This window comes from Mesorhizobium sp. WSM4306, from assembly GCF_007003975.1.
GTDB lineage: Bacteria > Pseudomonadota > Alphaproteobacteria > Rhizobiales > Rhizobiaceae > Mesorhizobium.
In genome coordinates this window covers 1-25,505 of sequence record NZ_VFTC01000010.1, presented here as the reverse complement: position 1 = coordinate 25,505, position 25,505 = coordinate 1, and the positions used below count along the sequence as shown (strand labels likewise).

At 64.0% G+C, this 25,505-nt stretch carries 25 protein-coding genes; 12 read left to right on the top strand and 13 right to left on the bottom strand.

Annotated features, from left to right (window positions below):
- Positions 1–179: 179 nt before the first annotated feature.
- Positions 180–2,096: a molecular chaperone DnaK gene (dnaK, locus tag FJV77_RS13965; RefSeq protein WP_142867385.1), complete on the bottom strand. Its 1,917-nt coding sequence runs from the start codon at positions 2,094–2,096 to the stop codon at positions 180–182.
- On the opposite strand from dnaK, the gene FJV77_RS13960 reads away from it, so the two are divergent.
- Both FJV77_RS13960 and FJV77_RS13955 read left to right on the top strand, forming a co-directional pair.
- The gene (locus FJV77_RS13960) at positions 2,041–3,387 is read left to right on the top strand and encodes a hypothetical protein (RefSeq protein ID WP_246691255.1); all 1,347 of its coding nucleotides are present in this window, start codon (positions 2,041–2,043) and stop codon (positions 3,385–3,387) included. The two genes, dnaK and FJV77_RS13960, sit on opposite strands and share 56 nt — an antisense overlap.
- A gap of 7 nt (positions 3,388–3,394) precedes the next feature.
- Positions 3,395–5,365 carry a tripartite tricarboxylate transporter permease gene (locus FJV77_RS13955; RefSeq protein WP_142867384.1) on the top strand — a complete coding sequence of 657 codons (1,971 nt, stop codon included), beginning with the start codon at positions 3,395–3,397 and terminating at the stop codon, positions 5,363–5,365.
- 30 nt (positions 5,366–5,395) lie between these two features.
- On the opposite strand, the gene FJV77_RS13950 is transcribed toward FJV77_RS13955, so the two are convergent.
- From FJV77_RS13950 to FJV77_RS13920, 7 genes are all read right to left on the bottom strand, one after another.
- Entirely contained in the window at positions 5,396–6,862 is a 1,467-nt protein-coding gene (locus tag FJV77_RS13950; protein WP_142867383.1) for a class I adenylate-forming enzyme family protein, read from the bottom strand.
- Positions 6,863–7,915, bottom strand: a complete 1,053-nt coding sequence (locus FJV77_RS13945) for an alpha/beta fold hydrolase (RefSeq protein ID WP_142867382.1) — start codon at positions 7,913–7,915, stop codon at positions 6,863–6,865.
- Positions 7,916–8,015: 100 nt separating this feature from the next.
- A complete protein-coding gene (locus FJV77_RS13940; protein WP_142867381.1) occupies positions 8,016–8,831 on the bottom strand; it encodes an inositol monophosphatase family protein in 816 nt (271 codons plus the stop codon).
- Between the two features lie 73 nt (positions 8,832–8,904).
- A complete protein-coding gene (locus FJV77_RS13935; protein WP_142867380.1) occupies positions 8,905–9,903 on the bottom strand; it encodes an LLM class flavin-dependent oxidoreductase in 999 nt (332 codons plus the stop codon).
- Positions 9,904–9,908: 5 nt separating this feature from the next.
- Positions 9,909–10,736 (bottom strand): arylamine N-acetyltransferase, encoded by an 828-nt coding sequence (locus FJV77_RS13930; protein WP_142867379.1) that lies wholly within the window; start codon positions 10,734–10,736, stop codon positions 9,909–9,911.
- A gap of 80 nt (positions 10,737–10,816) precedes the next feature.
- Positions 10,817–11,989: an AI-2E family transporter gene (locus FJV77_RS13925; RefSeq protein ID WP_142867378.1), complete on the bottom strand. Its 1,173-nt coding sequence runs from the start codon at positions 11,987–11,989 to the stop codon at positions 10,817–10,819.
- Between the two features lie 113 nt (positions 11,990–12,102).
- The gene (locus tag FJV77_RS13920) at positions 12,103–13,164 is read right to left on the bottom strand and encodes an LLM class flavin-dependent oxidoreductase (protein WP_142867377.1); all 1,062 of its coding nucleotides are present in this window, start codon (positions 13,162–13,164) and stop codon (positions 12,103–12,105) included.
- Between the two features lie 243 nt (positions 13,165–13,407).
- Between FJV77_RS13920 and FJV77_RS13915 the strand changes: the two genes are divergently transcribed.
- Positions 13,408–13,836 carry a DUF6481 family protein gene (locus FJV77_RS13915; RefSeq protein WP_142867376.1) on the top strand — a complete coding sequence of 143 codons (429 nt, stop codon included), beginning with the start codon at positions 13,408–13,410 and terminating at the stop codon, positions 13,834–13,836.
- A gap of 316 nt (positions 13,837–14,152) precedes the next feature.
- On the opposite strand, the gene sugE is transcribed toward FJV77_RS13915, so the two are convergent.
- Positions 14,153–14,467, bottom strand: coding sequence for a quaternary ammonium compound efflux SMR transporter SugE (gene sugE / locus FJV77_RS13910; RefSeq protein WP_142867375.1), 315 nt, complete (start codon positions 14,465–14,467; stop codon positions 14,153–14,155).
- Between the two features lie 192 nt (positions 14,468–14,659).
- Positions 14,660–14,785: a hypothetical protein gene (locus FJV77_RS33275; protein ID WP_112559036.1), complete on the bottom strand. Its 126-nt coding sequence runs from the start codon at positions 14,783–14,785 to the stop codon at positions 14,660–14,662.
- Positions 14,786–15,000: 215 nt separating this feature from the next.
- Here FJV77_RS33275 and FJV77_RS13900 point away from each other — a divergent pair, with 215 nt between their 5' ends.
- The 4 genes from FJV77_RS13900 to FJV77_RS13885 all read left to right on the top strand — a co-directional run bounded on the left by FJV77_RS13900 (position 15,001) and on the right by FJV77_RS13885 (position 18,257).
- Positions 15,001–15,810, top strand: coding sequence for a transglutaminase family protein (locus FJV77_RS13900; RefSeq protein ID WP_142867374.1), 810 nt, complete (start codon positions 15,001–15,003; stop codon positions 15,808–15,810).
- Positions 15,811–15,928: 118 nt separating this feature from the next.
- The gene (locus FJV77_RS13895) at positions 15,929–16,882 is read left to right on the top strand and encodes a cation diffusion facilitator family transporter (RefSeq protein ID WP_142867373.1); all 954 of its coding nucleotides are present in this window, start codon (positions 15,929–15,931) and stop codon (positions 16,880–16,882) included.
- Positions 16,883–16,958: 76 nt separating this feature from the next.
- Positions 16,959–17,363 carry a GFA family protein gene (locus tag FJV77_RS13890; protein WP_142867372.1) on the top strand — a complete coding sequence of 135 codons (405 nt, stop codon included), beginning with the start codon at positions 16,959–16,961 and terminating at the stop codon, positions 17,361–17,363.
- An 81-nt stretch (positions 17,364–17,444) separates the two neighbouring features.
- A complete protein-coding gene (locus FJV77_RS13885; protein ID WP_142867371.1) occupies positions 17,445–18,257 on the top strand; it encodes a methyltransferase domain-containing protein in 813 nt (270 codons plus the stop codon).
- On the opposite strand, the gene FJV77_RS13880 is transcribed toward FJV77_RS13885, so the two are convergent.
- Positions 18,254–19,507 carry a DNA recombination protein RmuC gene (locus FJV77_RS13880; protein WP_142867370.1) on the bottom strand — a complete coding sequence of 418 codons (1,254 nt, stop codon included), beginning with the start codon at positions 19,505–19,507 and terminating at the stop codon, positions 18,254–18,256. The two genes, FJV77_RS13885 and FJV77_RS13880, sit on opposite strands and share 4 nt — an antisense overlap.
- Before the next feature lie 103 nt (positions 19,508–19,610).
- Here FJV77_RS13880 and def point away from each other — a divergent pair, with 103 nt between their 5' ends.
- The 4 genes from def to truA all read left to right on the top strand — a co-directional run bounded on the left by def (position 19,611) and on the right by truA (position 22,485).
- On the top strand, positions 19,611–20,141 hold the full coding sequence (gene def / locus FJV77_RS13875; RefSeq protein WP_142867369.1) for a peptide deformylase: 531 nt from the start codon (positions 19,611–19,613) through the stop codon (positions 20,139–20,141).
- Between the two features lie 4 nt (positions 20,142–20,145).
- A complete protein-coding gene (gene fmt, locus FJV77_RS13870) occupies positions 20,146–21,096 on the top strand; it encodes a methionyl-tRNA formyltransferase (protein ID WP_142867368.1) in 951 nt (316 codons plus the stop codon).
- Positions 21,093–21,599, top strand: coding sequence for an N-acetyltransferase (locus FJV77_RS13865; RefSeq protein ID WP_142867367.1), 507 nt, complete (start codon positions 21,093–21,095; stop codon positions 21,597–21,599). The genes fmt and FJV77_RS13865 overlap by 4 nt, the downstream gene beginning before the upstream one ends.
- A gap of 130 nt (positions 21,600–21,729) precedes the next feature.
- The gene (truA, locus tag FJV77_RS13860; RefSeq protein ID WP_142867366.1) at positions 21,730–22,485 is read left to right on the top strand and encodes a tRNA pseudouridine(38-40) synthase TruA; all 756 of its coding nucleotides are present in this window, start codon (positions 21,730–21,732) and stop codon (positions 22,483–22,485) included.
- Here truA and FJV77_RS13855 read toward each other — a convergent pair.
- Both FJV77_RS13855 and dapE read right to left on the bottom strand, forming a co-directional pair.
- The gene (locus tag FJV77_RS13855; RefSeq protein WP_142867365.1) at positions 22,482–23,087 is read right to left on the bottom strand and encodes a transporter; all 606 of its coding nucleotides are present in this window, start codon (positions 23,085–23,087) and stop codon (positions 22,482–22,484) included. The genes truA and FJV77_RS13855 overlap by 4 nt on opposite strands.
- A gap of 2 nt (positions 23,088–23,089) precedes the next feature.
- A complete protein-coding gene (gene dapE, locus FJV77_RS13850; protein ID WP_142867364.1) occupies positions 23,090–24,283 on the bottom strand; it encodes a succinyl-diaminopimelate desuccinylase in 1,194 nt (397 codons plus the stop codon).
- A gap of 115 nt (positions 24,284–24,398) precedes the next feature.
- Between dapE and FJV77_RS13845 the strand changes: the two genes are divergently transcribed.
- The gene (locus FJV77_RS13845) at positions 24,399–25,406 is read left to right on the top strand and encodes a 2-dehydropantoate 2-reductase (RefSeq protein WP_142867363.1); all 1,008 of its coding nucleotides are present in this window, start codon (positions 24,399–24,401) and stop codon (positions 25,404–25,406) included.
- Positions 25,407–25,505 lie beyond the last annotated feature (99 nt).

Genomic DNA, 25,505 nt, shown 5'->3' with positions numbered 1-25,505 from the left:
GACCCGCACTTTTTTCAGCGAGGGTTGCAAAAAAGCCCGGCTTTGCGCCGGGCTTCCTACAGCGCCGCGCGTCCTCTCGGACGCGCAAAGGACGCTGTAGCACTTTTGATTGGCGCATGATCCTTTCCAAAATCGATTCCGATTTTGGGGTCATGCGCTTTATCTTGCCGTCAACCGGTTCAGGCCGACTTCTTCTTGTCGTCGTCTTCGTCGATTTCTTCGAAATCGGCGTCGACCACGTCGCTATCCTTGGCGGCGTCCGCCTTGGCGTCGGCTTCCGCCGCTTCCTTCTGCGAGGCCTCATACATCGCCTGGCCGAGCTTCATCGAAGCTTCGGCAAGCGTCTGCGACTTGGCCTCGATATCGGCAGCGTCGTCGCCTTCGGCTGCGGTCTTCAGCGCCGCGATCGCATCCGATATCGCCGTGCGCTCGGTCTCCGAAACCTTGTCGCCATATTCCTTCAGCGACTTCTCGGACGAATGCACCAGCGCCTCGGCCTGATTGCGGGCCTCGACCAGCGCACGCCGCTGCTTGTCGGTCTCGGCATTGGCTTCGGCGTCCTTGACCATCTTTTCGATGTCGGCGTCCGAAAGACCACCCGAGGCCTGGATGCGGATCTGGTGCTCCTTGCCGGTGCCCTTGTCCTTGGCCGAAACGTTGACGATGCCGTTGGCGTCGATGTCGAAAGTGACCTCGATCTGCGGCACGCCGCGCGGCGCCGGCGGGATGCCGACCAGGTCGAACTGGCCGAGCGCCTTGTTGTCGGCGGCCATTTCACGCTCGCCCTGGAAGACGCGGATGGTCACGGCCGACTGACTGTCTTCAGCGGTCGAGAACACCTGGCTCTTCTTGGTCGGGATCGTCGTGTTGCGTTCGATCAGGCGGGTGAACACGCCACCCAGCGTCTCGATGCCGAGCGACAGCGGCGTCACGTCGAGCAGCAGCACGTCCTTGACGTCGCCCTGCAGCACGCCCGCCTGGATGGCGGCGCCGAGCGCGACGACCTCATCCGGGTTGACGCCCTTGTGCGGCTCCTTGCCGAAGAACTGCTTCACGATCTCCTGGATCTTGGGCATGCGGGTCATGCCGCCGACCAGAACGACTTCGTCGATCTCGCCGGCCTTCAGGCCGGCATCCTTGAGCGCCGCCTTGCACGGCTCGATCGTGCGCTGGACGAGGTCGTCGACCAGCTGCTCGAACTTGGCGCGGGTCAGCTTCAGCGTCAGGTGCTTCGGGCCGGTCGCGTCGGCGGTGATGAAGGGCAGGTTGATTTCGGTCTGCGTCGTCGACGACAGCTCGATCTTGGCCTTTTCAGCCGCCTCCTTGAGGCGCTGCAAGGCAAGCTTGTCGTTCTTCAGGTCGATGCCTTGTTCCTTCTTGAACTCGGCCGCCAGATATTCGACGAGACGCATGTCGAAATCCTCGCCGCCGAGGAAGGTGTCGCCATTGGTCGACTTCACCTCGAACACGCCGTCGCCGATCTCGAGCACCGAAATGTCGAACGTACCGCCGCCAAGGTCATAGACGGCAATGGTCTTGCCATCCTTCTTGTCGAGGCCGTAGGCGAGCGCGGCTGCCGTCGGCTCGTTGATGATGCGCAGCACTTCCAGGCCGGCGATCTTGCCGGCGTCCTTGGTGGCCTGGCGCTGGGCGTCGTTGAAATAGGCCGGAACGGTGATGACCGCCTTCTCGACCTTCTCGCCGAGATAGGCTTCCGCCGTTTCCTTCATCTTCTGCAGGATCATGGCCGAGATCTGCGAGGGCGACTGCTTCTTGCCGCCGGCTTCGACCCAGGCATCGCCATTGTCGCCCTTGACGATCTTGTAGGGGACAAGCTTCTTGTCCTTCTCCGTCACCGGATCGTCATAGCGGCGGCCGATCAGGCGCTTGACCGCGAAGATGGTGTTTTCAGGATTGGTGACCGCCTGGCGCTTGGCCGGCTGGCCGACGAGACGTTCGCCGTCGCCCGAGATGGCGACGATGGAGGGCGTCGTGCGCGCGCCTTCCGCATTCTCTATCACCTTGGGTTCCTTGCCATCCATGATGGCGATGCAGGAGTTGGTGGTGCCGAGATCGATACCGATTACTTTTGCCATTTTTCTAGTCTCTCCGCTAAGCAGGCTCTCAGGACCCGTAAGGCGTTCCGACGAAAGCCCCTGTTCACAAGAAATTCCGTTCCAGCCACCGGGTTCCGGCGCTGAACGGCTTGGCGCGTATATAAGAACAGGCGGCATCGGGCGCAAGCATTCTGCGCATGGCGTCCACGATGCGTCTCCTTGCGCCAAATCGACCCTCCGTCGGGCGGAGGCGGTCGAGCGGGCAGCAATATGGGCGAAAAGGCCGCTTCTCATCGTTTTTGCCGCAGCTATAGTGAGTGCCATATCGTTTGGGGATTGGATAATGCATTGGATTTTTTGGCGATTGCTCGCCCTTTTTGCCGTTGCCAGCCTTTCATGGGTCACCTGCCGGGCCCAGGCGGTCGAATTCCAGACAATCACCATCAAGGTCGGCTATGGCGCGGGTGGCGGCTATGACCAGACTTCCCGGCTGATTGCGCGTCATCTCGGCCGGTTTCTGCCCGGGCAGCCCAACATCATTGTGCAGAATGTGCCGGGTGGTGGCAGCCTCAAGCTCACCAAGATGCTCGTGGGCAGCGAACCGGCGGACGGCAGCGTCATCGCCTCGATCAGCGAGGCTATGTTCTATGCCCCGATCCTCGATCCCGAAAACGCGACTTTCGACCCGCTTGCCTTGCAGTGGATCGGTTCGCTGGTCGATGATCCAGCCTATTGCCTGACCAGCAAGCAATCCGGCATCGACACGATGGAAAAGTTCCTGCAGTCGGATTTCCTGATCGGAGCGACAGGCAAGAACAGCACGACCTACATCTTCGCCGCACTGGCCAAGAATGGCATGAAGGCCAGATACAAGATCGTCACCGGCTTCGACGGCACCGCCGACATCGAACTGGCCATGCAACGCGGCGAGATCGCCGGAATGTGCGGGGTATCGAGTTCCCTGCTCAGAAACGATCGCGCCGCGATCAACATTATCGGCACGTTCGGGCAGGGCGGTTCCGGCGCGACGCCGAGCATTTCGGCAACCATCGCCGACCCGACGGCACGTCAGGCGGCCGATCTCATCGAATCGGCGCTGCACATCCACCATCCGCTCGTCGCCCCGCCCGGCGTGCCGAAAGAGACCGTTGACGCGCTGCGCAAGGCCTATTCCGCGATGGTCGTGGACGCCGACTTTCTCGCCGATGCCACGAAGCTTGGCGACCTCACCCTCAACCCGACATCCGGCGAAGCGATCAGCCAGCTGGTCGCGCAAGAGCTGAAAGCCACGCCTGCGGTCTTCGCCGCTGCCCGGGAACTCGTGAAATAGGCCCAATGTGGATCTGATCCTTACCGCCATTGCGGAGATGGCGCAGCCATTTCGCATGCTCATGCTGGTCACCGGCGTGTTCGCCGGCCTTGTCGTCGGAGTCGTGCCGGGCATTGGCGGCCTGTTCGCCATGGCCCTGCTGATCCCGATGACCTACAATATGGACCCCTACGCCGCCTTCGCGCTGCTGCTCGGCATGGGTTCGGTCACCACCACGTCGGACACCATTCCGGCCATCCTGTTCGGCGTTCCGGGCTCGGTCGGTGCCGCGGCGACCGTGCTTGACGGCCATGCCATGGCCAAGAAGGGCGAAGCGGCACGCGCCTTCGGCGCCTCCTATTCGGCCTCGATGATCGGTGGCGTGTTCGGCGCGCTGATGCTGGCGGCGGCGATTCCCGTCATGCGCCCGCTGGTGCTCTACCTCAAGACGCCGGATTTCTTCGCCATCTGCGCCTTCGGCCTTTCCATCGTCGCCATCCTCGCCGGCAGTCAGCCGTTAAAGGGTCTGGCGGCGGCGATGCTCGGCATGCTCGCCTCCTTCATCGGCATCGACAGCATTGCCGGCGTCGAACGCTGGAGTTTTGGCCAGATCTACCTCTGGGACGGCTTGCCGATCTCGCTGGTCTTCCTCGGCCTGTTCGGCCTGCCCGAACTGGCCTCGCTGCTCATGCGCGGCTCGATCCAGGGCAACGCCGAGCGGCCGACCTATGCCGGCATGTGGCAAGGCATCAGGGATACGCTGCGCGAATGGCCGCTGGTGCTGCGCTGCAGTGCCATCGGCTCGCTGCTCGGCGCTGTGCCCGGCATCGGCATCGCCGTGCTCGACTGGATCGCCTATGGCCATGCCTCGCGGCGGCCGGGACCGGGGCCGAAATTCGGCCAGGGCAATGTGCGCGGCGTCATCGCGCCGGAAAGCGCCAACAACGCCAAGGAGGGCGGCTCGCTTATCCCGACCATCGCCTTCGGCGTGCCGGGATCGGCCTCGATGAGCATCCTGCTCGGCGCCTTCGTCATCCACGGCCTTGTCCCCGGCCCCGATATGCTCGGCAAGAACGCCGCGATCACCGTTTCGATGGTGCTGTCGATCGCCGTCGCCAACATCGTCGGCGCCGTGACTTGCCTGCTGTTGACCAGGCAGCTGGCGCGTATCGCGCAAGTGTCGGCAGCGATCCTGGTGCCGCTGGTGATCACCTTTATCGTCGTCGGCGCCTACCAGACCAATATGAGCGCCTTCGACTTCCTGCTGGTGATGCTGGTTGGCGCGGTCGGCATGGCAATGAAGGAGCTCAACTGGCCCCGCTCGGCCTTTTCGCTCGGCTTCGTTCTTGGCCCCAGCCTCGAAAATTATTTCTTCCTCGCCTACCAGATTTCCGGCTGGGCCTGGCTGAAACAGCCGCTGGTGCTCATCCTGCTCGGCCTGGCCATTGCCGGCGTGGTCAGGCAGACCGTGTCCTGGATCAAGGCCCGCGGCAATGCCGACGCCTTGCCGCCGGCGTTGCCCGATATCGCCGCCAGCAGTGCGCTGACGCTGCTTGGCGTCTCGGCTCTGGTCACGGCGCTGCTCGATTTTCCCTTCGAGGCCGCCATCTTCCCGGCCATCACGGCCGGCCTTCTGGCGCTGTTTTCCTTGTTGACGACTATCCAGACCATGCTGCGCTGGCGAAAGCCGGTGCCTGCCAGCGGCGCAGATGTAACGCCGGTCGGCGAATGGCAGCCTTCCGATGGGCCGGCGATGAAGGGCAATCTCACCGTGCTTGGCCTTTGCCTCGCGCTCGCCTTTCTGGTCCTGTTGGCAGGCCACCTCACCGCCACCTTCGTCTTTGTTGCCGGCGGTATCTGGATGCTCGGATCGCGGTCACTGAATATGACGCTGGCTGTCGCCGCGGGCACGACGCTTTGCATCTATGCTGTGTTCGATCTCCTGGCGTCGCAGCCCTGGCCGGCGCCCTGGCTGGCCGGTCTCGTCAAGGCTTTTTGAGGACAGCCGCCGCTCATGCAGGTGGCGCGGCTACGACCTGGCCGGTGACAGCGTTTCGACAAGGCGGCGGCGCAGCAGCTTGCCATTGTCGCTGTAGGGCAGCGAATTCACCAGTCTGACCTCGCGCGGCCGCCGGTCGGGCGAGATGTTGGTGCGCAGAAAGGCCTCGAATTCGGCAACGCTTCCCTGGTCGGCGACAATGAAGGCGGCGATCTCCTGGCCCATCGTCGCATCGGGAAAGCCGGCGACCGCAACATCCCTGACCTTGGGATGGGCGCGGATCAGCTTTTCCAGTTCCTGCGGCGCGACATTGACGCCGCCGCGCACGATCATGTCGGCCTCGCGATCGACGATGGTCAGGAAGCCATCCTCGTCGAGGAAGCCGATGTCGCCGAGAATGCCCCAGCCGGCACCCATCACCTTGGGGTCGACGAACGGCTTGTTGCCTGCCGACACCACCGCTGAAACCATGGTCGATGTCCAGGCCTTGATCAGTCCGCTCTCGCCCTTGCCGAGCACGCGCCCGTCCGCACCGAGAATTTCGACGCGCACATCGGCAAACGGACGCCCGGCAGTGCTGGGCTTGGCCAGCACGTCGGCGCCGGACAGGGTGGTGATGCCGCCGGTCAGGCTCGATGCATAGTTGATGCGGTAGCCCGGTGAAAGATTGCGGTAGGCCGCCAGCTTGTCTTCGACGGTTGCCGGTCCGCCGATGCTGAAAAGCACCGCCAGGTCCGGCAGCAGCCGGGTCGAGCGTTCGCCCACTTCGCGCACCAGCCGCGTAATCACCGGCGGCGGCAATGCCGAGCCGCTGGCCTGGAACGACAGCAGGCCCTCGATCAGCTCCGATGGGGTGAACAGCGGCGGAAAGAAGTTGATCGTCCCGCCATGGCGCAGATAGCTGAATACCTGGTGGCGCGTCGCCGAATAGGACATCACCATCGGGGTCAAAAGGCGCATCACCGTTCCGTTCAGCCCGCGCCTGTCTGACGTCACGCGTCCGGCAAGCGCCTCATGCGACTGCAGATAGCCTTTTGGGTCGCCGGTCGTGCCGGACGAGAACATCAGGAAGGCTGGATTGGTGTCGTCGCCGGCCTGGCCGGCATAAGGCGCGGGCGAGGTGTGTTTCCAGTCATCCTGGAAAGCGACGCCCGGATAGGCATCGTCACCTGGCGGGCTGCGGCTTTCGAGGATCAGCCTCAGGACGAAATCGCGCGCAAACTGCGCCCGCTGGCTGCGCGGCGCGCGAAAGTCGGCAATCGAAGCCGTGGCGCCGAGCTTCCAGCAGGCCAGGATCGACAGCACGACGTCGATATTGCCGATCATGGCCAAGCCGACGCGATCGCCGGGGCGAATACCGAGGGCGCTGAAATTGGCGGCGAGATGGTCGATCTGGGTCAGAGCTTGCGCATAGGTGATCCGGTCACGGCCGCTGATCATCGCCACGCGGTCGCCATGGCCGGCGAAGGCAGCCAGTACATCGCGGCCAAAACCCATCTAGCGGACCGGCATTCCGGCCGGCGCGCGCCTGGCGTCGAGGAAGGCGATGATCGCAGTGTCGATCGCGTCCATGTTGGCGGCCCGGAACTTGTCATGGGTGCCCGTCATGACGACCGTTTCCACCCGCGTGTTCTCGCTAGCCCAGTCTTTGTATTGCTCGACCGTGGTGGCGCTCCATTCCGAGCTGGCGATGACCAGTATGTCGCACGGGTAGGACGACGGTGAAAAACCCGCGGCAGCGCGCACCAGCATGCTCTTGAAGGCCTTCTGCCTGGTGTGACGCCCAAGCCTCGACTGCCCAAGGCCGACCGCCCCCAGGCCGTCGCGCAAGAGCCGCCAGTAGACGACCTTGCGGGTGATTTGGCGTCGCCTTTGTGCGGTCATGCGGTTGTCCGCCATCGGCTTCAGCCAGGCCGAACCCAGCGGCGGCGGGTCGATCAGCAGCAAAGCCGGCCGCTCGCCGGTCGCTTCGAAAGTCAGCCGCCCGACCTCGATTGCCAGCAGCCCGCCAAGGCAGATGCCGCCGATGACGCGCGGGTGTTGGCCGGTGGCCGAGCTCAACCCGTCGAAGTAATTGGCGCTGATCTCCTCGACGCTGTCATACGGCGTCTCGCCGGGCTCGAGGCCCATGCCGCGCACGGCGATGACGGAATAGCGCTGCTTCAGCGCCTTGCCGAAACGGTTGGCGAACAGCGCCGAACCGGAAATGCCATGGATCATGGCGATCGGCTCCTGGCCGTGGCTGCCGGAAACCTGCACAGCCAGCCGCCGCGCCGGGTGCTCGGGCAATTGCAACGCGATCAGCCTGCCGAATTCGCGCGGCGTCGGCGCTTCAAGCAGCACCGAGGTCTGCAGCTTCACGCCGAACCGGCTCTGCACCGCAAGCACAAGAGTTTCGGCGGCCAGCGAATCGCCGCCGAGATCGAAGAAATTGTCGTCGAGGCCGACCGAGGCCAGCTGCAATTCTTGCGCAAAGATGCCGGCGATCGCCTGCGCCGGCCCGCTGCCCAACGGGGCTCTGTCTGGCCGGATGGTGTTATGCATGTTCATCGGCAAGCCCTTGAACCGATGGAATTGCCGTTGCCGGCAATAGCGCATCCCCTGAATGCCTGTCCGCTTTTAACCCACAGCCTATGTGTTGAACAGTGGCCTATCGCTGCGCAATACCGGCAGGCGCCGCTCCGAAGGCCTGCGCGCACAGCGCCTGCAACTTCGGGAACACATGCTTGCCGCCGGCGATCACCAGTGTTCCCTTGGCAAGGACCGTCTTGGGGTCCGGTTTCAGCACCATACCGCCGGCTTCTTCCACCAACAGCATGCCGGCCAGGCAGTCCCACGCATTCATGTGCTCCTCGACATAGCCGAGCAGCCGCCCGGACGCCGCATAGGCCAACATCAGCGCGCCCGATGCATTGCGGAAGAAGACGCCGCCTTCTGCCATGATCAGCCCGACGAGCACGGCGACATGGCGGGTCTCGGCCCGGTTCGACAGGCCGGTGCCGACCGATCCTTCCCCGAGGCCGGCGGTGCTGGCCTTGATCGGCCGGCCGTTGACGAAGGCACCGCCGCCGCGGCGGCCGTGAAAAGTCTCGCCGGTCGACGGCTCGTGGATGACGCCGACGACCGCCTCGCCGTGCTTGGCGCAGGCGATGACCACACACCAGGCCGGAATACCGCGCACGAAGTTGGCGGTGCCATCGATCGGATCGATGACCCACACATGGCCCGTCGATCCCTCAACCGCGGCATGTTCCTCGCCGACAATGCCATCCTGCGGATAGGCGGCGGCGATCGCCGCGCGGATGAACAGTTCGACCTCGCGGTCGCCATCGGAAACCAGGTCCTGATGGCCCTTGCTCTCGATGGTCAGGTTTTCGAGGTCGCGGAAGTATTTCAGGCCGAGTTCGCCGGCGCGTCGCGCCAGATCGATGGCGAAATGCATGCGTTGGTCGAGGTCATGGGTCACGGCAAGGCTCTTGGCTGAGGAAGGCGTCTGCCCTTAGCAGACGAGCCTCTCCTGAAAAAGCTTCACTGGCGACTCACGCGGCTTGCAACAGCGATTTGTGCGCCTCGGCCAGGATTTCGAACGAACGCACGCGCGCCGCATGGTCGAAAATCTGCGCCGTCACCATCAGCTCGTCGGCGCCGGTGCGGCGCACGAAGGCGTCGATGCCTTGCCGGACGGTTTCGGGCGAGCCGACGACCGCGCAGGACAGCGCCTGGCCGAGCATGGTTTTGGCCATCGGCTCCAGCGTCTGGTCATAACCCTCGACCGGCGGCGGCAGGCGGCCCGGCCGTCCAGTGCGCAGGTTGACGAAGGCCTGCTGCAGCGAGGTGAACAGCAATTTTGCCTCGGCATCGGTCGGCGCGGCGAAAACGTTGAGGCCGAGCATGACATAGGGCTTGTCCAGCTGTTCAGACGGCTGGAAGCGCGAGCGGTAGATGTCCAGCGCATGGTCGAGCTCGGCCGGCGCGAAATGCGAAGCAAAGGCATAGGGCAGGCCAAGCAGAGCGGCGAGCTGCGCGCCATAGAGGCTTGAGCCGAGAATCCAGACCGGCACCTTCTGGCCTTCGCCGGGCACAGCATGGATACGCTGACCTTCCTCGGCCGGCTGGAAATACCCCATCAGCTCGACGACATCCTGGGGGAAATTGTCTGACGCCTCGAGGTTGCGGCGCAGCGCTCGCGCCGTGCCCATGTCGGTGCCGGGCGCGCGGCCGAGGCCGAGGTCGATGCGGCCGGGGTGCAGTGCCGCCAGCGTGCCGAACTGCTCGGCGATCACCAGCGGCGCATGGTTGGGCAGCATGATGCCACCGGCGCCGACGCGGATCGTCTTGGTGCCGCCGGCGACATGGGCGATGACGACCGCGGTCGCCGCACTGGCGATACCCGGCATGTTGTGGTGCTCGGCCAGCCAGTAGCGCTTGTAGCCGAGCCGCTCGGCATGGCGGGCAAGGTCGAGCGAATTGGCCAGCGACTGCGAGGCGTTGCTGCCTTCGACGATCGGCGACAGGTCGAGCACGGAAAGAGCGGTCATGGGCCTCAAGCCTTTACGATGTTCAGCTGCCGGACCTTGGTTTCGAAGGCGGCGCGGTCGGGGATGATGATGTCGATCTGGCTTTCCAGAATGTCGGCGAATTCCGCCGCTGTCGCGATCTCGCGTTGCTCGCTGCGGCCGCCGACATGATGCGTCGATAGCCTGGCGTTGCGCAGCGCATAGCGCCGGTCGGGCAAGGCGCGCGCCGCTACGACGGAGGACAGGAAATGCGAGGTCGGATGGGTCGAGACGAAGTAATTGGCGACCGCATAATCGACCTCATAGGCCGGTTGCATGTCGAAGCGGTGGAGTGTCTGCCAGTCGCCGCCGACATTGGCTTGTACCCGAAAATGATCTGGCGTCTCGATGATGCGGAATGTTTCGTGCGGGGTCTGTTGTTCGAGGCCGGGCTCGAGCAACAGCGGCGCGGTCATCGTCAGGCCGCCAAAGCCGACATCGGCAATGTAGGTTCGGCCGTCGAGCTCGATCCGCAACAGCATGTGGCTGCGCGCGGTGATGGCGTCCTCCGGCTGACCCCTTAGAACCCGCGCGGCGAGGCCGCTGACCTCGAAGCCCAGCGCCTTCAGCGCATGCATGAGGATCAAATTGTGTTCGAAGCAGTAGCCGCCGCGGCGGCGCGCGAAAACCTTGTCCTGCAGCGAAGCGAGATCGAGCTTCACCGCGATGCCCAGCAACGGATCCATGTTCTCGAAGGGGATCGCTTGCGGGTGCTGCCGGTGCAGCGCCTTTAGCGTGTCGAGCGACGCATCGATCGAACCGCGATAACTGATCCGGGCGAAATAGGCGTCGAGGTCGAAGGAGACGTCGGTCATGGCAGGGTCCGGCTTGACCGGCTCGATATAGGCACTCGGCCCGAAGACGACAAACACGAGGCGGCAAGCAGTACCGGCCTCTATGCCTTGGCCTCGCCATTCTCTTCGGCCGCTTCGTCCTCCACCACGACCGCCGTCTGCTGTGCGGCGAGGAAGTTGCCGACATGGCTGAGGCCGTCGAAGTGATCGCAGAACACCTTGATGACGACCAGCAGCGGCACCGCCATCAGCGCGCCGACAAAGCCCCACAGCCAGGACCAGAAGGCGATGGCAATGAAGATCGCCACGGCGTTGATCTCGAGGCGCCGCCCGACCACCATCGGCGTCACGAACTGGCCTTCGACGATGTCGCACAAAAGCACGAAGGCCGGCGCCAGCAGTGCGTAGGAGATACTATCGAAGCTGATCAGTGCAATGACGCTGACCAGCACGATGGTGATCATCGCGCCGACATAGGGCAGGAAGTTGAGCAGCGCCGCCATCGTTCCCCAGACCAGTGGATTGGGCATGCCGAGCCCCCACAGGCCGAGGCCGATCACCGTGCCGAGGCCGGCATTGATGACGGCGACGGTGAGCAGATAGTGCGAGATTTCGCGCTCGACGTCATAGACGACGCGCAGTGCCCGCTTCTTTTCGCTGAGCCTGGCGAAGGACTGGACGATTTTTTCGTAAAACATCGTGCCGGACGCCAGCAAGAACAGCGACAGCACGAAGATGATGGTGAAGCTTGTGCCTGCCGCCAGGATATTGCTGGCGGCCGCCGACAGGATACCGGACTGCGCCACCGCCACTTTCTGGACGCCCGGTTCCTGCGAGGTCTCGGTCATCTGTTCGATCTGATGCGAGATCTGCATGATCCTCTCGAGCGGGCGCCGTAACTGCGCCATCCGCTCGCTCAGCTGCTGGCCGATGGCGGAGGTGTTGTTGATAAGGTCGATGACCGGACCGCTGAGCAGATAGCCGGCGGTGGCAAAGATGCAGACAGACAGCACCACCAGCAGCGTCGCCGACACCACTTCGGGCACGCCGCGCTTGCGCAGGAAGCGCACGATCGGCGTCAGCGTCAGCGTAAGCAGGAAGGCGAGGATGACCGGCATGAAGAAGGCGCGGGCGAAATAGAGCGCGTAGATGGCCATCAGGATGAAGATGCCGATGAGCAGCGAACGCATCAGGTGCGTGTCCGCGCGCGCCACGACGCGCGCCTCTTCGGCCTCGGCAAGGACTGCGCCCAAAGCGGTGGGTTCGGCTTTCATCGTTTTCCCCCGGCAGCGCACCGCAATTGGTGCATTCCGCTGACGGAAAACGCCTCTACTGCCTCTAGGTTCCGTTAGCCGGCAAGGCCAGCAATCCAGATCATGTCGTCGAATTACGCGGCGGGCGCCGTTACCGCCGGCGCCGACTTCGCCGTTTCCTTGCGCACGATCGGCGCCACCTTGGTGCCGTAGAGTTCGATCGCTTTCATGATCTTGGCGTGCGGCATGGTGCCGATTGCCATCTGCAGCAGGAAGCGATCGTTGTTGAAGATCTTGTGCTGGGCGACGATCTTTTCCGCCACCTGTTCGGGATTGCCGACGAACAGCGCGCCGTTTGGGCCACGCGACTGATCGAAATGCGCCCGCGACGTCGGACCCCAGCCGCGCTCGCGGCCGATGCGGTTCATCACCTCGGCTTGCGGCCCGTAGAAATCGTCGGCCGCCTGCTCGGTGGTCTCGGCGATGAAGCCGTGCACATTAATGCTGGTTGCGAGCCCCGTGGGGTCGGTGCCGGCACGCTTGGCAGCCTCGCGGTAGATATCGAACAGCGGCGCAAAGCGCGCCGGCTCGCCGCCGATGATGGCCAGCGCCAGCGGCAGGCCGAGCACGCCGGCGCGGGCGGCCGATTGCGGCGTTCCGCCAATGGCGATCCAGATCGGCAATTTGTCCTGCAACGGGCGCGGATAGACGCCGCGGTCATTGATCGGCGCACGCAGATTGCCCGACCATGTGACTTTCACGCTGTCGCGTATCGCCAGGAGCAGGTCGAGCTTTTCGGCGAACAGCTCGTCATAGTCTTCGAGATTGTAGCCGAACAGCGGGAAGGATTCGATGAACGAACCGCGCCCGGCCATGATCTCGGCCCGGCCGCCCGACAACAGGTCGAGCGTCGCGAACTGCTGGAAGACGCGCACCGGATCGTCGGAGGACAGCACGGTGACCGCGCTGGTCAGCTTGATGCGTTTGGTGCGCTCGGCGGCGGCGGCCAGCGCCACTACCGGCGCGGACGCGGCATAGTCGGGGCGATGATGTTCGCCGAGACCAAAGACGTCGAGGCCGACCTGGTCGGCCAATTCGATCTCTTCGATCAGGTTGCGCAGCCGCTCATGCGGGCCGATCGCGCCGGCGCCGGGCTCGGGGCTGACGTCGGCGAAAGTGTAGAGACCGAGTTCCATTTCATGTCATCCAAATGTTCTGATTTACGGCTACAGGTAGCGACCGAGCCGCTCTGCCGCCAGAGGGGCGGATGGTGAACAGTGCATGTCGGTTTCAGCCAGCTTCTGTCGGCTTTGGTCGGCAAAAGCGCGTCTCCTGGCTGCAACAGCATAGAATTTCATGGCTGGCATTCCGTTTTGGCGCTTGAACTATCGGTTTTCGCGCGTATGTAAGCGTCGCGAATTGACTTCAGGGAAGTGGACTTGGCTATCTACAGGGAAAAAGACATTTTCGAGCGGCGCAATGCCGCGAACGAGGCAAAGAAGGCGCTTCTGGAGCGCTTCAAGTCAAAGCCGGCGGCAGATGATCCTGCGGTGCTGGCAAGACAGGCCGAACGCAAGGCGATTCTGGCGGCTCGCGAAATACGCGAGGCCGAAAAGGCCAGGCTGAAGCAGGAAAAGCTGGCACGCGAGGCGGTCGAGAAGGCCGAGCGCGAGGCAGCAGCCGAAGCGGCGCGTATTGCGGCCGAAGAGGCAGCGCAGGCTGAAGCGAAGATCAAGGAAGCCGAAGAAAACGAGCGCATCGCCCGTTTGCTGGCCGACGAAGCCGAACGCAAGGCCAAGCGCGACGCACGCTATGCGGCGCGCAAACAGCGCACCGGCAGGACGCCTCCGGGCTTCTCCGCCCGCTAACGCTTCGATCGAAACGATCGGACATCAGGGTCGCCTTCGGCGGCCCTGAACGTATTTGCGCGCCGATTTCCTTGTTTGCTTTGGCTTAAAGCAATTCCAGGAAAAGGGTGAAGCGGATTTCCCGGGAAAAGCGCGCAGCGCTTTCCCTTGGGAATTGCGAACAACCAAAGAGATAGAGCGGGTCGCCGTTTCTGTGAAACGGTGAACTGCTCTAATGCATGTCGCCCAGAAGTGTACTGCGGTTCTGGGACAACGACATGCATCAAAACAAAGACTTAAAGCGCGTCGCTTGAATCCGTTTCAGCGCGACGCGCTTTTAGGCGGCGAGCTTCAGTCCCATAATGCCGCAGACGATGAGCGCAATGCAGCCGAGCCGGATCGCGGCTGCCGGCTCGCCCAGCAGCCAGATACCGAGCAGCGCCGTTCCGACCGTGCCGATGCCGGTCCACACCGCATAGGCCGTACCGACGGGCAGCGTCTTCAGCGCCAGGCCGAGCAGCCCCAGGCTGACGATCATTGACGCGACGGTGAGCACCGTCGGCAGCGGTTTCGAGAAGCCGTCGGTGTATTTGAGGCCGATCGCCCAGCCGATCTCGAACAGGCCGGCGAAAAACAGAAAAATCCACGACATCGGGATGCACTCCATTCCATGAGGATGGCGGGTCGTCCCAGCCGGTTTTTCGGGGAAGGCGCGAGGTCGTCCTCGCCGCCTCGATATAGCGGCTTCGCCTGCCCGATCAACAAAACACCGGCAGCATTGCTCATGCCGCCGGTGTAAAAAATCTGCGCCGAAACGGATTGCCCGGATTTCGGTCCGAGCGACCTACTTGTCCTTGAGTCTTATCGCCTTGACGGGAGGCGCCTTGAGCGCCGGAGCCGCGGCGGGCTTCTTGGCGTCCTTCTTCGGCTTGCGGGCTTCCTTGCCCGCCTTCATCGCACCTTTAGCCATGATTCGGTCCTCCAATTGCTGGGACGCCAAGTGAAACAAGAGAAACGCCGGACTGCAAGGGGGCTGGCGCCTGTCGCCGGCGCCAGCGGGCCGCTTTCAACTGCTTTCTAATTTGCTCGTAAACCATGCCGGTCCGTGCCATGGTTGTCTTCGCACTGCAGCATCAGGCCGCGCTTCCTGCCGGGCGATGATCAGGCAGGTCGGTCAGGACACAGATGCGAATCCACATCGGCTGCGAGATGAGCTTCGACTTTCCGCAGGAAACGCCGCTGATCGCGATGCTCAACGTCCATTACTCCCGCGCATCCGATCTCGAGCGTCCGGATTTCCTGACCTCCAATCCGGCCGTGCCGATCCAGAGCTACCGCGACAGTTTCGGCAATTGGTGCAACCGCTTCATCGCGCCACCCGGACGCTTCACCTTCGGCACCGATTCAGTGATCCGCGATCCCGGCACCTTCGAGATGGGCGACCTGATAGCCTGGCAGCACGAGGTGCGCGACCTGCCGTCGGACACACTGCTGTTCCTGTTGCCGAGCCGCTTTTGCGAGAGCGATCTCCTCGCCAGCGAAGCCTGGCGGCTGTTCGGCAACACGCCGCTCGGCATTGCCCGCGTCCAGGCGGTCTGCGACTTCGTCCACAACCACATCGTCTTCAGCTACGGCAATGCGCGGCCGACGCGCACCGCGGCCGAAGCCTATCGCGAGCAAAGCGGCGTCTGCCGCGACTTTGCCCATCTTGCTGTCGCCTTCTGCCGCGCGCTTAACATCCCGACCCGCTACTGCACCGGCTACATCAGCGACATCGGCATGCCGAAGCCCTGGGCGAGCATGGATTTCGCCGCCTGGATGGAGGTCTATCTCGGCGGCCGCTGGCATGTCTTCGATCCGCGCAACAATTCCCCGCGCATCGGCCGCATCCTGATCGCCTCCGGCCGCGACGCCGCCGACGTGCCGCTGACCCACATTTTCGGGCCGGGCACGCTTGCCGGTTTCAAGGTCTGGACGGACGAGATCGTCGAATAGCGGCGTCTTTTTCTCCAGCTAGCCTTCAAGGGCCTGAACGACCGGGCGATTGGCGCGTTGTGATGCTCGTGGAGCTTCGGTCGCAGGGCCGTTACATTGGGTGCCTTGGAGGGACAGCATGGCAGCGCATGGCGGGTCGAAGACGGTCATCTACGCGGCGCTCGCCGGCAATCTCGCCATTGCACTGACCAAATTCGTCGCCGCCTTCTTCACCGGCAGCTCGGCCATGCTGTCGGAAGGCGTCCACTCGCTGGTCGACACCGGCAATGGCAGCCTGCTGCTCTACGGCATGCACCGCGCTGCCCGGCCGCCGGACCGCACGCATCCGCTGGGCCATGGCCGCGAGCTGTATTTCTGGAGCTTTATTGTCGCTCTGCTGGTTTTTGCGCTCGGCGCCGGCGTGTCCTTTTACGAGGGCGTCGTCCACATCATGGCGCCCGAGCCGGTCGCCAATCCCAAAATCAACTACATCGTGCTTGGCCTCTCGATGCTGTTCGAGGGCAGCTCCTGGTATGTGGCGCTGAAGGAGTTCCGCCAGCAAAAGGGCAAGCAGGGCTGGCTGCAGGCCGTACAATCGAGCAAGGATCCGAGTGTTTACACGATCCTGTTCGAGGACAGCGCCGCGCTCCTTGGCCTGGTCGTCGCCTTCGCCGGCATCCTGGCGGCGGAGGTCCTCGACAGGCCTGAACTCGACGGCGCCGCCTCGATCGGCATCGCGGTGATCCTCGGTGCCACCGCCATCTTCCTCGCACGGGAAAGCAAGGGCCTGCTCATCGGCGAGCCGGCCTCGCCGGAGGTACAGGCCAAGGTGCTGGCCATCGCCCAGCGGGATCCGGCGGTGCAGCGGGCCAACGGCGTTCTCACCGTCCATCTCGGCCCGCAAGAGATCGTCGCCGGCCTCAGCATCGAGTTCGAGGACCATCTGACGGCGCCCGAGATCGAAGCCTGCGTCGAACGCCTGGAGGCACTGCTGAAGAAAGACATGCCGGAGATCACCAGGCTGTTCGTCAAGCCGCAGACGACGGGGACCTGGGAGCGCCGGCGCCAGGTTGTCGAGGCGGCGTCGGATTAGCGCTGGACCAGAAGTCCACCGTTGGCCCCGTCGCCTGGTCCCGCTAAGATCAACCGATGGATTCGGAGGAGCAACCATGAAAATCGATGGTGGGTGTCATTGCGGCGCCATAACTTATGAAGCAGAGGTCGACCCGGAAAAGACCTCCATCTGTCATTGCACGGATTGCCAGCAACTGACCGGCACCGCCTTTCGTGTCACCGTTCCCGCGTCTGAGGATCACTACCGGATCACCAAGGGCACGCCGAAGGTCTATATCAAGACAGGATCGAGCGGCGCCAAGCGTGCCCAGGCCTTTTGCGGCGACTGCGGGTCGCACCTTTACGCGACGTCGGTTGGCGACGGCCCGAAGATCTATGGGATCAGGGCGGGGACCGCGCGGCAACGCGAGGATCTGGTTCCGACTCAGCAGAAATGGCACCGCTCGGCCTTGCATTGGCTGCCGGAATTCGAGGGCATAAGCATCGTGGAGGCGCAGTAGCAGCTGTTTCGTGGTTAAACGCGGCCCAAACCAGATGATTATGTGCTAGGCTCGCCATCAAACAGATGGCGGGTGGTAGCGATGCTGGAAACGGACAAGATCTTTGCCGGCTCGATTCCGGAAAACTACGACCGCTACATGGTGCCGTTGATTTTTGAGCCATTCGCCGCGGATATGGCGCGACGGGCGGCGTCCCTGTCGCCCGGCGCTGTCCTGGAAGTCGCCGCAGGCACCGGGGTTGTCACCCGCGCATTGGCGCCAAAACTGTCTCCTGGCGCAAGCTATGTCGTGACCGATCTCAACCAGCCTATGCTCGATTTTGCGGCTTCGCGGCAAGCTGACGACAGTCGCATCCAATGGCGCCAGGCGGATGCTTTGGCGCTGCCGTTTGAAGATGCGGCCTTCGATCTCGTTTGCTGTCAGTTCGGCGCGATGTTCTTTCCCGACCGCACCGCCGGCTATCGCGAAGCAAAGCGGGTCCTGAAGCCCGGCGGCCATTTCCTCTTCAACGTATGGGATCGCATCGAGGAGAATGTGTTTGCCAATGATGTGACGAACGCTCTTGCGGAGATCTTTCCGAACGATCCGCCGCGCTTTCTCGCCCGCACACCGCACGGCTACCATGACACGGCCCTGATCCGCAGCGAGCTGGAAGGCGCAGGTTTCTCCCGTGTGGCGATCGAGACGAGAGCCGAACAAAGCCGTGCGTCCTCGCCGCGGCTTCCGGCGGTTGCCTATTGCCAGGGAACGCTGCTTCGCACCGAGATCGAGGCCAGGGATGCGGGAAAACTGGAAGCGGCAACCGACCATGCCGCAGCCGTGATTGCAGCCCGACATGGCAACGGCGAGGTCGCGGCCAAAATCCAGGCGCACGTAATCGTCGCTACGGTCTAATCGTCACCTTCGACGACACGCAGCCTGAGCTGCCCCGTCTTGGAATCCGCCACGCGCACCCCGGGTTCGGCCTTGGCGGGGCCGCCGCTGCGCACTTCGGCTTCGCTTTCGCCGAACTCCAGCGCCTCGATCTTCTGGCCGCGCCTGGTCACCTTCGATGTCGACACCAGGATCTCGTCAATATCCTTGGCCGACTGGCCAAAATGCGTCTGCAGCCGGCGCACGCGTTCGTCGACGCGCGCTACGTCTTCCATCAGCCGGATGACCTCGCCCTGGATCAGATGCGCCTGCTCGCGCATGCGGGCATCCTTGAGGATCGCCTGGATGACCTGGATCGACAGCATCAGCAGTGACGGCGAAACGATGATGACACGAGCGCGGTGCGCCTTCTGGATGACCGCGTCGAAATTCTCGTGGATTTCGGCGAACACCGATTCCGACGGCACGAACATGAAGGCGGTGTCCTGCGTCTCGCCCTGGATCAAATATTTTTCCGAGATATCGCGGACATGGATCTCGATGTCGCGGCGGAAGGCCTGGGCCGCCACCTTCTGCAAGTCGGCGCCATCGGCGGCGCGGATGGCGTTCCAGGCTTCGAGCGGAAACTTGGCGTCGATGGCCAGCGACGGAGCGCCATTCGGCATCCTCACCAGACAGTCGGGCCGGCTGCCGTTCGACAACGTCGCCTGGAATTCATAGGCGCCCATCGGCAGGCCGTCGGCGACGATCGCCTCCATGCGCGACTGGCCGAAGGCGCCGCGCGTTTGCTTGTTGGACAGGATAGCCTGCAACTGCACGACCTGGCCGGCAAGCGACTGGATGTTGCCTTGCGCGGTATCGATGACGGCCAGCCGCTCCTGCAATTTCGCCAGGCTCTCATGCGTCGATTTGGTCTGCTCCGTCATGGTCTGGCCGAGGCGGCCGGTCATGGCGTCGAGGCGCTGGCCGATCGACTGGTTGAGTTCGGCCTGCCTTGCGCCGAACACATCGGCGATGGCGCCCATGCGGCCCTGCATCTCGGCCTGGCTTTGCAAAATGCCGGCCATCCGCGCCTCGGCGTCGCGGGCGTGGTCGGCCGCTTCCGCGGCGGCGATGGTGCGCGCCCTGGCCGACCGCCACAGCGCGATCACAAGCGCCAGGAACAGGCCGAGAAACACGATCGCGCCGAAGGCCAGCGCATGGCCGAGCGTGATCGTCGTGGCGCCGAGCTGGGCCACAGGTTCGGAAAGGATGGAGTTCAGGTCGTTCATGTCGCCAGCATAGCCGATTCGCCGATCTGGCACAGATCAAAACGTGAACGGGCGCAAACCGCCCCGGTTGACGCTTTTCGCATGACGTCTTAGGTGAGACGCCATGTCGATCAAGCCGCTCATCATCCTTCCCGATCCTATCCTGCGCCAGGTTTCCAAACCGGTCGAGCGCGTCGACGCGTCCGTGCGCAAACTGGCCGACGACATGCTGGCGACCATGTATGACGCGCCGGGTATCGGGCTCGCCGCAATCCAGATCGGCGAGCCGCTGCGCATGCTGGTCATCGACCTCGCCAAGGAAGACGAGACGCCGGCGCCGCATGTCTTCATCAATCCCGAAGTCCTCGAAAGCGCCGACGCGCGCTCGGTCTACGAGGAAGGCTGCCTGTCGATCCCGGACTACTATGCCGAGGTCGAACGGCCGGCTTCGGTGCGGGTGAAATATCTCGACCGCGACGGCAAACTGCAGGAGATCGAGGCCGAAGGCCTGATGGCGACCTGCCTGCAGCACGAGATCGACCACCTCAACGGCGTGCTGTTCATCGACCACATCTCGAAGCTGAAGCGCGACATGGTGGTCAAGAAGTTCAAGAAGCTCGCCAGGGACAAGGCGCCGGGCAAGCTGGTGGGATAGGAAGATGCCGCTTCGCGTCATCTTCATGGGCACGCCGGAGTTTTCGGTGCCGGTGCTGCGCGCGATCGCCGAGGCCGGACACGAGCTAGCAGCCGTCTACACCCAGCCCCCGCGCGCCGCAGGCCGGCGCGGGCTGGAACTGACGCCGTCGCCGGTGCAGCGCGAGGCCGAGCGGCTTGATATCGGGGTGCGCACGCCGATTTCGCTGAAAAGCGAGACCGAGCAGGCCGCTTTCCGCGCGTTGCAGGCCGATGTCGCGGTCGTTGTCGCTTATGGTTTGCTGTTGCCGAAGGCCATTCTGGAGGCTCCGCGGCTCGGCTGCATCAACGGCCACGCCTCGCTGTTGCCGCGCTGGCGTGGTGCAGCTCCCATCCAGCGCGCCATCATGGCCGGCGACGCCGAGACCGGCATGATGGTGATGCAGATGGAAGAGGGTCTGGACACCGGTCCGGTGGGATTGGTTGAAAAATGCGCCATCGGACCCGATATGACGGCCGGCGACCTGCATGATCGACTGATGCGCATTGCTGCCACACTGATGGTCGAAGCGTTGTCCCGAATTGAGACCGAAACGCTGGCATTCAACTTGCAATCTGTGGATGGGGTGACCTACGCCCGAAAAATCGACAAATCGGAGACCCGCGTGGACTGGACGCGGCCGGCTGGCGAGGTCCACAATCACATTCGCGGCCTGTCGCCATTCCCTGGCGCCTGGTGCGAGGCCGACATTGGCGGCCGCACAGAACGGCTGAAACTGCTTCGCTCGACGCTTTCTGAAGGCACGCTTTCTGAAGGCATGGGCGAGTCGGGAGGAATTCTCGATGACCGGCTGACGGTCGCCTGCGGAACAGGCGCGGTCAGGCTGGTCGAAGTTCAACGGGCGGGCGGAAGGCCCGCCGCCGCGCAGGAGTTTCTGCGCGGGGCCAAGATCGAAAAAGGAATGAAATTCACATGAGCATGATGTCGATACGCGCGGCAACGCCGCGGGACCGGGAGGCTATTCGCCTCGTCGAGGAACACGCATTCGGCCAGCAGGCGGAGGCCGGTCTGGTCGACGCGTTGGTCACCGGCGGCGACGCCGTTGTCGAGCTTGTGGCGGAAGAAGATGGCCAGGTGGTCGGCCACATCCTGTTCTCCAGGCTGTATGTGCAGAATGGCGGCAAGAGTTTCCCGGCGGTGGCGCTGGCGCCGTTGGCGGTGGAACCTTCGTTCCATGGCTCGGGCATTGGTGGTGCGCTGATTCGCGAGGCGCATATCCGCCTCAAGGACGCCGGCGAAGTGCTCGCCGTTGTCTTGGGCGATCCGGCCTATTACGGCCGCTTCGGCTACAACCATGCGCGCGCCGAAAAGTTCGAGAGCGAATACCAGGGTGAGGCGCTGCAGGCGCTGGCCTGGGGTGACGCACCCGAAAAAGGCAAACTGGTTTACGCCCAGGCATTTACCGCACTCGCCGCCTGAGCATGATGCCGAAAAGTGTGAAGCGGTTTTCGGACGACATCATGCTCTATCTTTTTGATTTAGAGCCGGATTCAGATTTCGGGTCGATTCGACCTGAAATCTTCCGGCTCTAGGCGAGTGTCGGTGGCCCATGCCGCGTTTTCGTCTCGATATCGAATATGACGGCAGCCTCTTCGCCGGCTGGCAACACCAGGCGGATCAGCCTTCGGTACAGCAGGCGATAGAGCAGGCGATCGAGAAATTCAGCGGCGAGGCGGTGCGGTTGCGCGCCGCCGGCCGTACCGACGCCGGCGTGCATGCGACCGCCCAGGTGGCGCATGTCGACCTCGCCAAGGCGTGGCCCAACGACAAGGTGCGCGACGCCATCAACGCGCATCTGCAGGCGGCGGGCGCACACGTCGCCATCCTGCAGGCGACGGTAGTCCCCGACGATTTCGATGCCCGTTTCTCGGCCACCGGGCGGCACTATCTCTACCGCATCCTCAACCGGCGCGCGCCGGCTGCGATGGAAAAGGGCAAGGTCTGGTGGGTGCCGAAGCGGCTCGATGCAGGCGCCATGCACGAAGCGGCGAAAGTCCTGCTCGGCCGACATGACTTTACCACCTTCCGCTCGACGCAATGCCAGGCCAACAGTCCGGTGCGGACGCTGGAGCGGCTCGATGTGAGCCGCCAGGGCGACCTGATCGAGGTCAGGGCCTCGGCGCGCTCGTTCCTGCACAACCAGGTGCGCTCCATGGTCGGGTCGCTGAAACGCGTCGGCGACGGCGGCTGGACGGCTGCCGACCTCAAGGCCGCGCTCGACGCGCAAGACCGCGCCGCCTGCGGCCAGGTGGCGCCGCCCGACGGGCTTTTCCTGGTCGGTGTCGATTACCCCGATGGGTCCTAGGCCGGGGCGGCCGTCGGTAGGGTAATGCCGAGCAGCGCCACAAGGCCGAACAAGACGGCCAGAGACACCACCAGCATGCCTGTGAACACGGCGGTGCCGACAGCCGCGCCCTTGCCGATCGCGGCGTTGGTCATCCGCCAGGTGAGGACCAGCGACAGCACCACCAGAACCAGCCATACCAATTCGGCGAATGGGTTGCCGGACGGCAGGAAGAGCCGGATCAACGCCGATGGCAGCAGCATCCAGGCGGTGATTGCCGACGCCCAGTTGCTGGCGACGACGTAGTGGACGAAGCGGTCGCCGATGCCGGCGCGCGACGCGACCAGGGCAAGCGCGACCAGCGGCAGCAGCCACGAGCCGAGGTCGACGGTTGCCAGGCGGATCAACATGCCCAGCCGACCGGCGAACGCATTGGGGTCGCCGATCTCGTTGGCCGTACCGACCCAGCCGACGATCATCGCCGGCGCGGCGACGACGATGGCGAAGAAGGAATTCCAGAAGCCATCCGCCGACAGGTCGAGCAGCCGCAAGCCGTCGGCCTTGCCAAGCATCAGCCGCCAGGCGCCGGTAAGCGATGAAGAGGTCTCGTCAACCGAAAGCATGATCAGCCTTGCTCGAACCAGTCTTCGATGAAGCGCTGGTAGATCTGGGTCAGCGTTTCGAGGTCGGCCAGTGCGACGCGTTCATCGACCATGTGCATGGTCTTGCCGACCAGCCCAAACTCGACCACCGGGCAATAATCCTTGATGAAACGGGCGTCCGAGGTGCCGCCGGAGGTGGAGAGCGCCGGCTCCTTGCCGACCGCCGCCTTGATCGAGCCGCGCAGCGTGTCGATCAGCTTGTCGTCGCGCGTCAGGAAGACATGGCTCGGCCGGTCGCGCCAGACAAGCTCATAGTCGACAGGGGTCTTCTTGCCGGTCCGGTATTTCTTGCGCTTGGCCGCCTGGTCGAGGCGGTTGTGGATCTCTGCCTGCACGGTCTCGGCTGTCCACGTGTCGTTGAAGCGGATGTTGAAGGTGGCGGTCGCCTTGGCCGGGATGACATTGGTCGCCGGATTGCCGACATCGATCGAGGTCACTTCCAGATTGGTCGGCTGGAAATCCCTGGTGCCCTTGTCGAAGACGGGGTGGAGCAAGGCCTCGACCATGCTCATCAGGCCGCGCACCGGATTGTCGGCAAGCAAGGGATAGGCGACATGGCCCTGGCGGCCGTTGACGGTGACGCTGCCCGACATCGAGCCACGCCGGCCGATCTTGATCATGTCGCCGAGCGCGTCCGGATTGGTCGGCTCGCCGACGATCGAGGCGTCCCATTTCTCGCCCTTGGCCGCCGCCCAGTCGAGCAGTTTTGTCGTGCCGTTGATGGCCGGACCCTCTTCGTCACCGGTGATCAGCAGCGAGACCGAGCCTTTCGGGCCGCCCTTGTTTTCGATGTGGCGTGCCACGGCGGCGATGAAACAGGCGATGCCGCCCTTCATGTCGACGGCGCCGCGGCCGAACATCTCGCCCTTGGCGATTTCGGCGGCGAAGGGCGGATGCGTCCACGATGCCTCGTCGCCCACCGGCACCACGTCGGTATGGCCGGCAAACATCAGATGCGGCCCATTGCCGGAGCGGCGCGCATAAAGGTTCTCGATGTCGGGCGTGCCGTCTTCGGAAAACACCGGGCGTTCGACGGAAAAGCCGAGCGGTTTCAGCATGCCTTCCAGCGCGGCCAGCGCACCGCCCTCGGCGGGTGTCACGGAGGCGCAGCGTATGAGGGTCGCGAGGTTGGCGGCGGGATCGGTCGGCAGTTTCATGGGCAAAGCGATAATCGAAAGCGAAAGGCCTGTCACGGTCAGAGATGATGACCGGTCCTGCCGCCGACATTATGGTTTTCATGTCGTATAGTGCAGGCCAACACGGGATTATCGCATGGCCAACGCCGAAAAGACCATCGTCATTGCCGGCGCCGGCAGCATCGGCTGCTATGTCGGCGGCTGCCTGGCGCTGGCCGGACGCAAGGTGGTGTTTCTGGCGCGGCCGCGCATCGCGGAGGCCTTGCTGGGCGGTGGGCTGCGCGTCACCGACCTCGACGGTCGCGACCGATCCATCAAGCCAGTGTCCGTCACAGCCGACCCCGCCGTCGCCCTGGCCAATGCCGACGTGGTGCTGGTGGCGGTCAAGAACGGCGCCACCGAGGAGATGGCGGCGCTCATTGCCGCACACGCTCGCGCCGATGTCGTGGTGGTCAGCCTGCAGAATGGCGTCGGCAATGCCGACCGGTTGCGCGCCGGGCTGGGCTCTCGACCGGTGCTCGCCGGCATGGTGCCGTTCAATGTCGTCCAGTCGGCCGAAGGCGAGGTGCCGCTTCGCGTGCATCGCGCCAGCGAGGGCAAGGTGATGATCGAAGCGCCCGGCCTTGCCGGCCTTCTCGATGTCGAAGGCCTTGCTGTCGAAACCCATGCCGACATGAAGGCAGTGCAGTGGGGCAAGCTGCTGATCAACCTCAACAATGCGCTCGTCGCGCTGTCCGGCCTGCCGCTGGCGAGTGAGCTTGCCGACCGCCGCTGGCGGCTGATCTTGGCCGGTCAGATCGACGAGGCGCTGGCGGCGATGAAGGCATCACACATCGCCCCGGCGCGGATCGGCGGCCTGCGTGCCGGCCTGTTGCCGAAACTGCTCCGGCTGCCGGACTGGCTGTTCCGGCTGGTGGCCCGCCGCATGCTCGCCATCGACCCGCAGGCGCGATCGTCGATGTGGGATGACCTCCAGCGCGGCCGGCCAACCGAAATCGGCGACCTGCAGGGAACGGTCCTGAGCCTCGCCGAAAAGGCCGGCACGCCGGCGCCTTTGCTGAAACGGGTCACCGCGCTGGTGCGGCAGGCCGAGCGGGAAAAGCACGGGTCACCCGGCCTGACGCCGGAAGCCGTCACGGGATAGGCTGCTCGCCGCGACCGTCAGGCCTAAAGCGTGTCGCTATTAATTGGCCTCATATCCGGCAGCCTTGAAGAAGTTTCTGCATTCGGCTGGCTCGAACAG